6 protein-coding genes are annotated in these 8,436 nt (G+C 67.9%); 5 read left to right on the forward strand and 1 reads right to left on the reverse strand.

The features are described from left to right. The 3 genes from I5M_RS33345 to I5M_RS08855 form a co-directional block, all read left to right on the forward strand. The coding region (locus tag I5M_RS33345) for a hypothetical protein (RefSeq protein WP_210161617.1) at nucleotides 1-248 on the forward strand (248 nt) is incomplete at its 5' end. Nucleotides 249-579: 331 nt separating this feature from the next. Next, the gene (locus I5M_RS08850) at nucleotides 580-1,497 is read left to right on the forward strand and encodes a DUF2163 domain-containing protein (protein WP_022721067.1); all 918 of its coding nucleotides are present in this window, start codon (nucleotides 580-582) and stop codon (nucleotides 1,495-1,497) included. Between the two features lie 8 nt (nucleotides 1,498-1,505). Continuing rightward, on the forward strand, nucleotides 1,506-1,955 hold the full coding sequence (locus I5M_RS08855; RefSeq protein WP_031335924.1) for an NlpC/P60 family protein: 450 nt from the start codon (nucleotides 1,506-1,508) through the stop codon (nucleotides 1,953-1,955). Nucleotides 1,956-1,987: 32 nt separating this feature from the next. Here I5M_RS08855 and I5M_RS08860 read toward each other — a convergent pair whose 3' ends face one another. Then, nucleotides 1,988-2,491, reverse strand: coding sequence for a hypothetical protein (locus I5M_RS08860; RefSeq protein ID WP_022721069.1), 504 nt, complete (start codon nucleotides 2,489-2,491; stop codon nucleotides 1,988-1,990). Nucleotides 2,492-2,695: 204 nt separating this feature from the next. Between I5M_RS08860 and I5M_RS08865 the strand changes: the two genes are divergently transcribed. After that, nucleotides 2,696-6,547, forward strand: coding sequence for a glycoside hydrolase/phage tail family protein (locus I5M_RS08865; protein WP_022721070.1), 3,852 nt, complete (start codon nucleotides 2,696-2,698; stop codon nucleotides 6,545-6,547). 18 nt (nucleotides 6,548-6,565) lie between these two features. After that, on the forward strand, nucleotides 6,566-8,436 hold a 1,871-nt coding region (locus I5M_RS30895; RefSeq protein ID WP_022721071.1), incomplete at its 3' end, for a DUF2793 domain-containing protein.

An 8,436-nucleotide genomic window follows, 5' to 3' on the forward strand; every position in this document is an offset into this window, starting at 1 on the left:
AGCACCAGGCCGTGCTCAATTGCGACGCGCGTCATCGGAATCATCAGCCGGTTGGCCGCTCCTTGCCGTCACTTGGAGGAGGGAGGGCGATCAACGAATTGACCATTCGGCTCGAACGCGAGCTGGGCAGAGGCTGGTTAGTTGATCGCGCAGCATTGTTGAGTGTCCCGCGTCCACGCAGAAAAAATTATCGCGTCGTTGACTTAAGTCAAATTCATGGAAATAATTCTCTACATGAATTTTGTTAATCCGGAAGGCCCGGCTGCACACAAATGCAGCTGGTTGCAAATGATTAGTTCACCTCGCGAACAATGTGCATGCTGTTCTGCGGCACCGGTGATCCGGCGACCGAGGGGTGGACACCGGCATAACTGAAGCTTCAAGCACGGTCGTCCATCGCGAAGCTGTTGGGCGGAACCAGGAACCGTCTGAAGGCAGCTGCCGACCAGAACTTCATGGTGTGAATTGTCGCAGCTGTGAGGTCCGCTGTCTTCGTGGTGCGGCTGACCGAGGCGACCTAGAGGCGCACCGACTGCGCCGACGCAGCCGCGCCGTCAAAGACGCCATAAGGGATATCCCATGCGCTCAATCCCATCCGCCTTGCAGGCGAAGCTCGACTGCGGCGCGACGACACTGGCGCAGTGCTGGATCGTGCGCCGACGCGATGGCGCGGTGCTCGGCTTCACCGATCATGATCGCGATCTCGCGGTGCACGGCGTCGTCTGCCGCGCTGGTACAGGATTTGGAGCATCCGAGGCCTCTCAGCGTTTCGATTTGTCGGTCGACGGATCCGAGATCTCCGGCGCGCTGAGTGATGATCTGCTTCGTGAGGCTGATCTCGCTGCCGGGCGTTACGACGCCGCGACGGTCGAGACCTGGATGGTGGATTGGAGCGAGCCGTCTTTGTGTCTGCTCACTGCACGCAGCACGCTCGGTGAGGTGCGGCGGGAAGGCCAGAGTTTTGCGGCCGAACTTCGCGGTCTCGCCGACGCGCTGTCGCAGGAGAGCGGGCGGCTCTACACCGCGCGCTGCGGGGCCGATCTCGGCGATGGCCGCTGCCGTGTCGACCTCGGCAATGGGACATGGCGCGCCGACGGCATCGTGACAGCCGCACTCGGCGTGACGACGCTGACGGTGGCGGGTCTGGGCGGCTTTGCGGCCGGCTGGTTCACCGATGGCCGATTGCGGTGGACCGGCGGTGCCAACCAGGGCTCGGCGATCGAGATCAAGCAGCATCGGCTGGTCGGCAGCGACGTCCGCCTGTCGTTGTGGCAGGCGATGGCGGAGCCGATCGTGGCTGGCGATACGTTCGTCGTGACGGCCGGCTGTGACAAGCTGTTCGCGACGTGCCGCGACCGCTTCGGCAACGCCACCAACTTTCGCGGCTTTCCTCACATCCCCGGCAACGACTTCGTCATCAGCTACCCAGTGGCCGGTGAGCCGGGCAATGCCGGTGGTGCAATCGGCGGCGAGGGTGGCGGAGGCGGCAAAGGATGAGGTCGGTCATGACGCGAGTGATTACGCGCGAGGTTCTGGTCGCCGAGGCGCGGAGTTGGATCGGCACGCCGTATCGGCACCAGGCCTCGGTCAAAGGCGTCGGTTGCGATTGTCTCGGCCTGGTGCGCGGCGTCTGGCGCGGCTGCATCGGTGCCGAGCCGGAGCGTGCGCCGGCTTATGCGCCGGATTGGGCCGAAGCGGGCGGCGAAGAAACTCTGGCGGCGGCTGCGCTGCGCCATCTCGTTCCTGTGGCTTGCGATCAGTTCGGCGCGGGCAACGTGCTGCTGTTTCGCTGGAGCGACGGCTGCATCGCCAAGCACGCGGCGATCGCGGCATCGACCTCCACGATGATCCACGCTCACGACGGCGCCGCCGTGTGCGAGATCGCGATCACGCCGTGGTGGCGGCGTCGGCTGGCTTATGCTTTTTCGTTTCCCGGCCTCGGCGCGGACACTTAGTCCGTCGCGATCCCTATTGGAGCTTTCCGCGGCTATGTCGTCTCGGTCGAAGCCGGAGCTGACGTCACCTCGGCACTCGCCTTGTTCCGGTATGCGGCCTTGGTCTGCGCCACCATGTCCTTGATGGCCACCACGGTCTCGCGCGACAGATGCTTGTCGGCCGCGAGCGCGACATAGAGGGCATTGAGTGTGTTGCGGCGGGCCTCGAGCGGGATCTCCATCTCGCCGCGGGGGCCTTCGGACAGGCCGAACAGGCACTGCGACGCCAGATCGAGGTCGTAACCGCAGGCCCAGCACCACAGCCGCGTCGCGGTCGACCACGCGCGATCATAGGTCCGCACGGCAACGCCGGCTTCGAACAGGGCCTTCACCGCCTCGGCACTGTCCGGCTCGGCCGGATTCACCGCGTAGTAGCGCTCGGCTGTCTGCAGCGCAGCGATGCGTTGTTGCTGGAGCGCTGCCACCGGTTTTCCGACGAAATACAGTGCCAGCCAGGCTGCCGCCGCGGCTCCGACGCCCGTCACCACTTCCTGCATGTCTCGATCCTAAAGTGGCTGGTGCCGCGCTGGTCGCTACGATGCAATTACCGCGGCTCCCGTCAACGCGGCACGACTAGTACTTCCGTCGTGGGTTGGTCGAAAGTAGCACGCAGATCCCGCCGGTTCTCCTGCCTGCAACCGCCTTGTTCCCGAACGCTCTCGTTCATTTTGTGCAGAGCGTCCTTCCGATGAGACTTTCCAATGGCCTCACTAGTCCTTTCCGTCGCCGGCGGAGCTGTCGGTGCGTTGTTCGGTCCCGCCGGCGCGATTGCTGGGCGTATCGCCGGCGCGCTCGCCGGCAACGTCCTGGACAACGCGCTGTTCGGCGGCGGCGACAGCAAGGTCGAAGGGCCTCGGCTCGCCGATCTCGACATCATGGCTTCGACCGAAGGCGCACCGATTCCGCGTGTCTATGGCCGCGCCCGGCTGTCCGGACAGGTGATCTGGGCGACACGGCTCGAGGAAGTGGTCACCACACAGCAGAGCTCGTCCGGTGGCAAAGGCTTCGGCGGCCCGACGACCACGACGACCACGTACACGTATTTCGCCAATCTGGCCGTCGGGCTTTGCGAGGGGCCGATCGGACGGGTCGCCCGGATTTGGGCGGACGGCAAGCCGCTGGATCTGTCGGCGGTGAACTTCCGTGTTCATCGCGGCAGCGAGGATCAGACGCCCGACGATCTGATCGTCGCCAAGCAAGGCGGCGGCAACGCGCCGGCCTATCGTGGGCTGGCTTATGTGGTGTTCGAACGACTGGCGCTGGCCGATTTCGGCAATCGCATTCCGCAGCTGTCGTTCGAGATCATCCGGCCGATCGGCGCGCTGGAAGCAATGACGCGCGCGGTGACGCTGATCCCGGGCACCACCGAATTCGGCTACGAGCCGTCGACGCTCGTGCAGATGGTCGGCAAGGGTTACGCGACGACCGAGAACCGCCACGTCTCGCATGCGCGGTCGGACCTGATCGCGGCGCTCGACGATCTGCAGGGCTGCTGCCCTTTGCTCGAACGCGTCGCTATCGTGGTGGCGTGGTTCGGCTGCGATCTGCGCGCGGCGCAGTGCACGATCCGGCCCGGCGTCGAAAATCGCGCCAAGATGCTCGACCGCGCCACCTGGTCGGTCGACGGCGCGACCCGCAGCACCGCTTGGCTGGTGTCGCAGGTCAACGGCCGCCCTGCCTATGGCGGCACGCCGTCGGACGACAGCGTGGTGCATCTGATCGGCGAGCTGAAGGCCCGCGGGCTGAAGATCACGTTCTACCCGTTCGTGGTGATGGATATCACCGCGGGCAATTCGCTGCCTAATCCGTGGACCGGGGGCGCTCCGCAGCCGCCTTATCCCTGGCGTGGCCGCATCACCTGCGATCCGGCGGCCGGCGTCGGCGGCTCGCCGCAGGGCACGGCGGCGGCAGCCGATCAGGTGGCGCAGTTCTTTGCCGGCGGTGCATGGAATTATCGCCGGATGATTCTGCACTACGCGCGACTGTGCGCCACCGCGGGAGGCGTCGATGCCTTCCTGATCGGGTCCGAATTGCGCGGCCTGACGCGCGTGCGCTCGGCCTCGGGCGTCTACCCGGCCGTGCAGCAACTGGTCGCGCTCGCCGCCGACGTCAAGGCGATCGTCGGCGGCGGGACGCTGGTGACCTACGGCGCCGACTGGACCGAATACGGCGCCGATGCGGTGACGCCGGATGCCTCCGAGCTGCGCTTTCCGCTCGATGCGCTGTGGGCCTCGGATGCGATCGGTGCCATCGGTATCGATTACTACGCGCCACTCGCCGATTGGCGTGACGACGCCGGCCATCTGGATTCGGCCGTGGCGACGTCGACCTACGATCATGGCTACCTCGCCGGCAATCTCGCGGCCGGCGAGGGCTACGACTGGTACTACGCGGACGACACGGCGCGCGCCGCGCAGGCGCGCACGCCGATCACCGACGGGCTCGGCAAGCCGTGGACGTTCCGCGTCAAGGACATCTGGAATTTCTGGTCGCAGCCGCATTATGAGCGCGTCGGCGGCACCGAACTGCCGTCGCCGACCGGCTGGGCGCCGATGAGCAAACCGGTGTGGCTGACCGAAGTCGGCTGCCCGGCGGTCGACAAGGGCGCCAACCAGCCCAGCGTGTTTCCCGATCCGAAATCGAGCGAGAACTTCGCGCCGTATTTCTCCAGCGGCGACCGCGACGACCTGATGCAGCGGCGCTATCTCGAGGCGATCCTGCGCGGCTTCGATCCCGCTTTCGGCGCCAGCGACGCCCGCAACCCGGTGTCGCCGCACTATGGCGGGCGCATGATCGATCCCTCGGCGATCCATCTGTGGACCTGGGATGCGCGGCCGTTCCCGGTGTTTCCGGCTGCGCTCGACGTCTGGAGCGACGGCGCCAATTGGCAGGCCGGACACTGGTTGAACGGCCGCTTCGGCGGCGCGCCGCTCGACGCACTGGTGGCGCGATTAGTTTCGGACGCAGGCATCGGTGGCGTCGACAGCAGTGCGCTGCGCGAGGCCTGCGACGGCTATGTGGTCGACCGGCCGATGACGCCGCGCGCGATGATCGAGCCGCTGGCGATGGCCTATGCGTTCGACGCCACCGCGGCGGATGGCACGCTGCGCTTCATCCAGCGCGGCGGCGCGCCGGTCGCCGAACTCGGCGAAGACGATCTGGTGCTGCCGGACAAGGGCGCGCCGTCGCGCCTGACGCGGGCTCAGGAAACCGAGCTGCCGCACGACGTCGCGTTCGGCTTTGCCGACGCCATCGCCGACTATCGGCGCGCCGCGGCGACATCGCGGCGCCTCGTCGGCGGGGCCAACCGCACGGTGCATTCCGAGCTGGCGGTGATCACCAATGACGCCGCGGCCGCGCGGCGGGCCGATATCTTTCTGCAGGATCTGTGGGCCGGCCGCGAGACCGCGAGTTTCGCACTGGGGCCTTCGCTGGCGAGGCTGTCGACCGGCGACGTCGTGGCCCTGACGCTGAACGGTCGGCGGCGATTGTTCGAGATCGACGAATTGGTCGATGCCGGCTCGCGTCAGGTCAAGGCGCGCAGCATCGACCCCGAGGTGTTCGCGGCGCCGCAGCGCGCGGCCCGAATGACAGCGCCCGCGCTTCCGCCGGCGCTGGGGCCGGCGCATGTTGTGACGCTCGATCTGCCGGTGATCGACACCAGCGCGGCCGATGTGCTGACCCGGCTTGCGGTGTTCGCCAATCCCTGGCCCGTCGCGGAGGTGATCTACAGCTCCGCGGATGGTGCGAGCTATCAGCCGATCGCGACTGCGCCGGTGCGCTGCGTGATCGGCGAGACGCTCGATCCGGTGCCGCGGGGGCCGACCGCGTTGTGGGATCGTGGTACGCATTTTCGCGTGCGGATCGGCGGCGGCGTGTTGACCTCGGCGTCGGACGCGCGCGTGCTCGGCGGCTCCAATGCGGCGGCGGTGCAGAACGACGACGGCGAGTGGGAGATCCTGCAATTCGCCGCGGCCGAGCTGGTCGACACCAACACCTATCTGCTGTCACGGCTGCTACGCGGCCAGGCCGGCACCGACTACGCGATGCGCGATCCCGTCGCTGCGGGCGCGGCGTTCGTGTTGCTCGACCGCAATCTGGTGACGCTGGCGCGCGGCGGCGATGCATCGGGGCGGCCCCTGCGACTCCGCGTCGTCGCGACGGGGCGTAGTCACGACGATCCGAGCGCCGTCGCGCTGACGGTCACGCCGGGCGCGACGGCGCTGCGGCCGCTTGCGCCGGTGCATCTGAAGGCCAAGCGGACCCCCGCCGGCATTGCGATGAGTTGGATCCGCCGCACGCGGATCGACGGCGACGACTGGGACGGCGAGGTGCCGCTCGGCGAAGCCAGCGAGGCCTACCAGGTCGATATCCTCGGCGCCGCCGGCGCGGTGATCCGCAGCATCGCCGTCACGGAGCCGCGGGCCGTGTACGCCGCGGCCGACGAGATCGCCGATTTCGGTGCGGCTCAGTCGCTGCTGCGCGTCCGCGTCGCTCAGAACTCCGCCACCGTCGGCGCCGGCTTCGCCGCGTCGGCGACTCTCGCGATCTAACCAAGCAGGGACGATCGGATGACCGACACCACCAATCTCGGCCTGCCGCTGATCGCGGCCGGTCAGGCGCAGAAGCACGTCACTCACAACGAGGCGCTGCAGCGGCTCGATGCGCTGATCCAGATCGCGGTGGCGGACCGCAGCCGCAGCGCGCCGCCGGCATCGCCCATCGAGGGTGAGCGCCACATCGTCGCCGACGGGGCGAGCGGCGCATGGAGCGGGCACGTCGACGCGATCGCGCATTTCGGCGCCGGCGGCTGGGACTTCATCACGCCGGCCGCCGGCTGGTGCGTGTGGTCGATCGCCGATAACGTGCTGCTGGTGTTCGATGGCGCTGTCTGGCGAGATCTGCGCAACCTGCCGGTGTCGCTCGACAACGCCGCGCGGATCGGCATCAACACCAGCGCCGACGCAGCCAATCTGCTCAGCGTCAAGTCCAACGCGGCGTTGTTCGCGGCAATCACCGGGGCCGAAGGTGGTAGTGGCGATGTGCGGCTGCAACTATCCAAGGAGAGCGCGGGCAAGGCGGCCTCGGTGGTGTTCTCCGATGCCTATTCGGGTCGCGCCGAATTCGGCCTGGTGGGCTCCGATGCGTTCAAGCTGAAAGTGTCGCCGGACGGCGCTGCGTGGAGCGAGGCGCTGGTGATCGATCAGGTCACCGGCAATGTGTCGCTGCCGCGCGGACTTTCGCTCGCCGGCATCGCCGCGCCGCCGCCGCTCACCGCCGATCACAACGACTACGCCCCGGCCGGCTTGGCCTCCGCGGCGGTGCTGCAGCTTTCGGCCGATGTGCCGCGCAGCGTGAGCGGTCTTGGCGGCGGCGCCGAGGGGCGGCTGATCTGCGTGATCAATGTCGGCAGTGAGACGGTGACGCTGGTCGACGAGGCTGCGGCCTCAGCGGCGGCGAACCGTTTCGCACTCGGCGGCAATCTCGCCGTGGCTGCCAAACAGGCGGCGCTGCTGCGCTACGACGGCACCGCGCAGCGCTGGTACGCTATCGCCGGCGGACGCGGCGGCGCCAGCGCCGTGACGGCGCCGCAGGGGCGGCTCAGCCTGCAGAGCGGGGCGCCGGTGATGACCAGCGCGCAGGCAGGGCGCACCACGCTGTACTACACGCCCTATCTCGGCCGCACGATTCCGCTCTATGACGGCACAGCGATGAAGCCGGTGGCGTTCTCCGAACTCGCCGCCGCCACCACCGACACCACCGTCAATCCTGCCGCCATCGGCGCCGGCAAGGTCAACGACTGGTTCGTCTGGTGCGACGGCGGCGGCACGCTGCGGCTGTCGCACGGGCCGGACTGGAGCAGCGACACCGCGCGCAGCGCCGGCACTGCGCTGCAACGCGTCGACGGCTTCCTGGTCAATGCGGTGGCCATCGCCGGCGGGCCGGCGGCGCAGCGCGGCACCTATGTGGGCACCACCCGCAGCAACGCGTCGGCGCAGTTCGACTGGATTCCCGGCAGCGCCGCGGCGGGTGGCGGCGGCGCCTGGTTCGGGGTCTGGAACATGTACAACCGCGTCGCGGTCGAGACCTCCGTCACCGACAGCACATGTAAAAGGACGGCCAGTGCCAGCACGGCCGTCGAGCCCTTCCACGCCAGCGGGCCGGGGGGCGGGCTGAACAACCGCGTCAGCTTCGTCAGCGGTCTCGCCGAAGAGGGCGTCGGCGTCAGGATGTCGAGCTACGTGCTGATCGCCGCCGCCTCGGGCTCTTATGGCGGCTTCGGATTCGCCCTCGACCGCACCACTACCTACGAACGCGCCGCCTCGCTGGGCGGCGTCGCCACCTCTGGCAATTCAGGTACGATTTCGTGTTCGGAGTCCTACACCCCTCAGCTTGGCTTCCACTACATCCAGGCGCTTCAGAGCAGTGACGGCTCGCATAC

It is taken from the genome of Rhodopseudomonas sp. B29 (genome assembly GCF_000333455.1).
Classification (GTDB): Bacteria; Pseudomonadota; Alphaproteobacteria; order Rhizobiales; family Xanthobacteraceae; genus Rhodopseudomonas.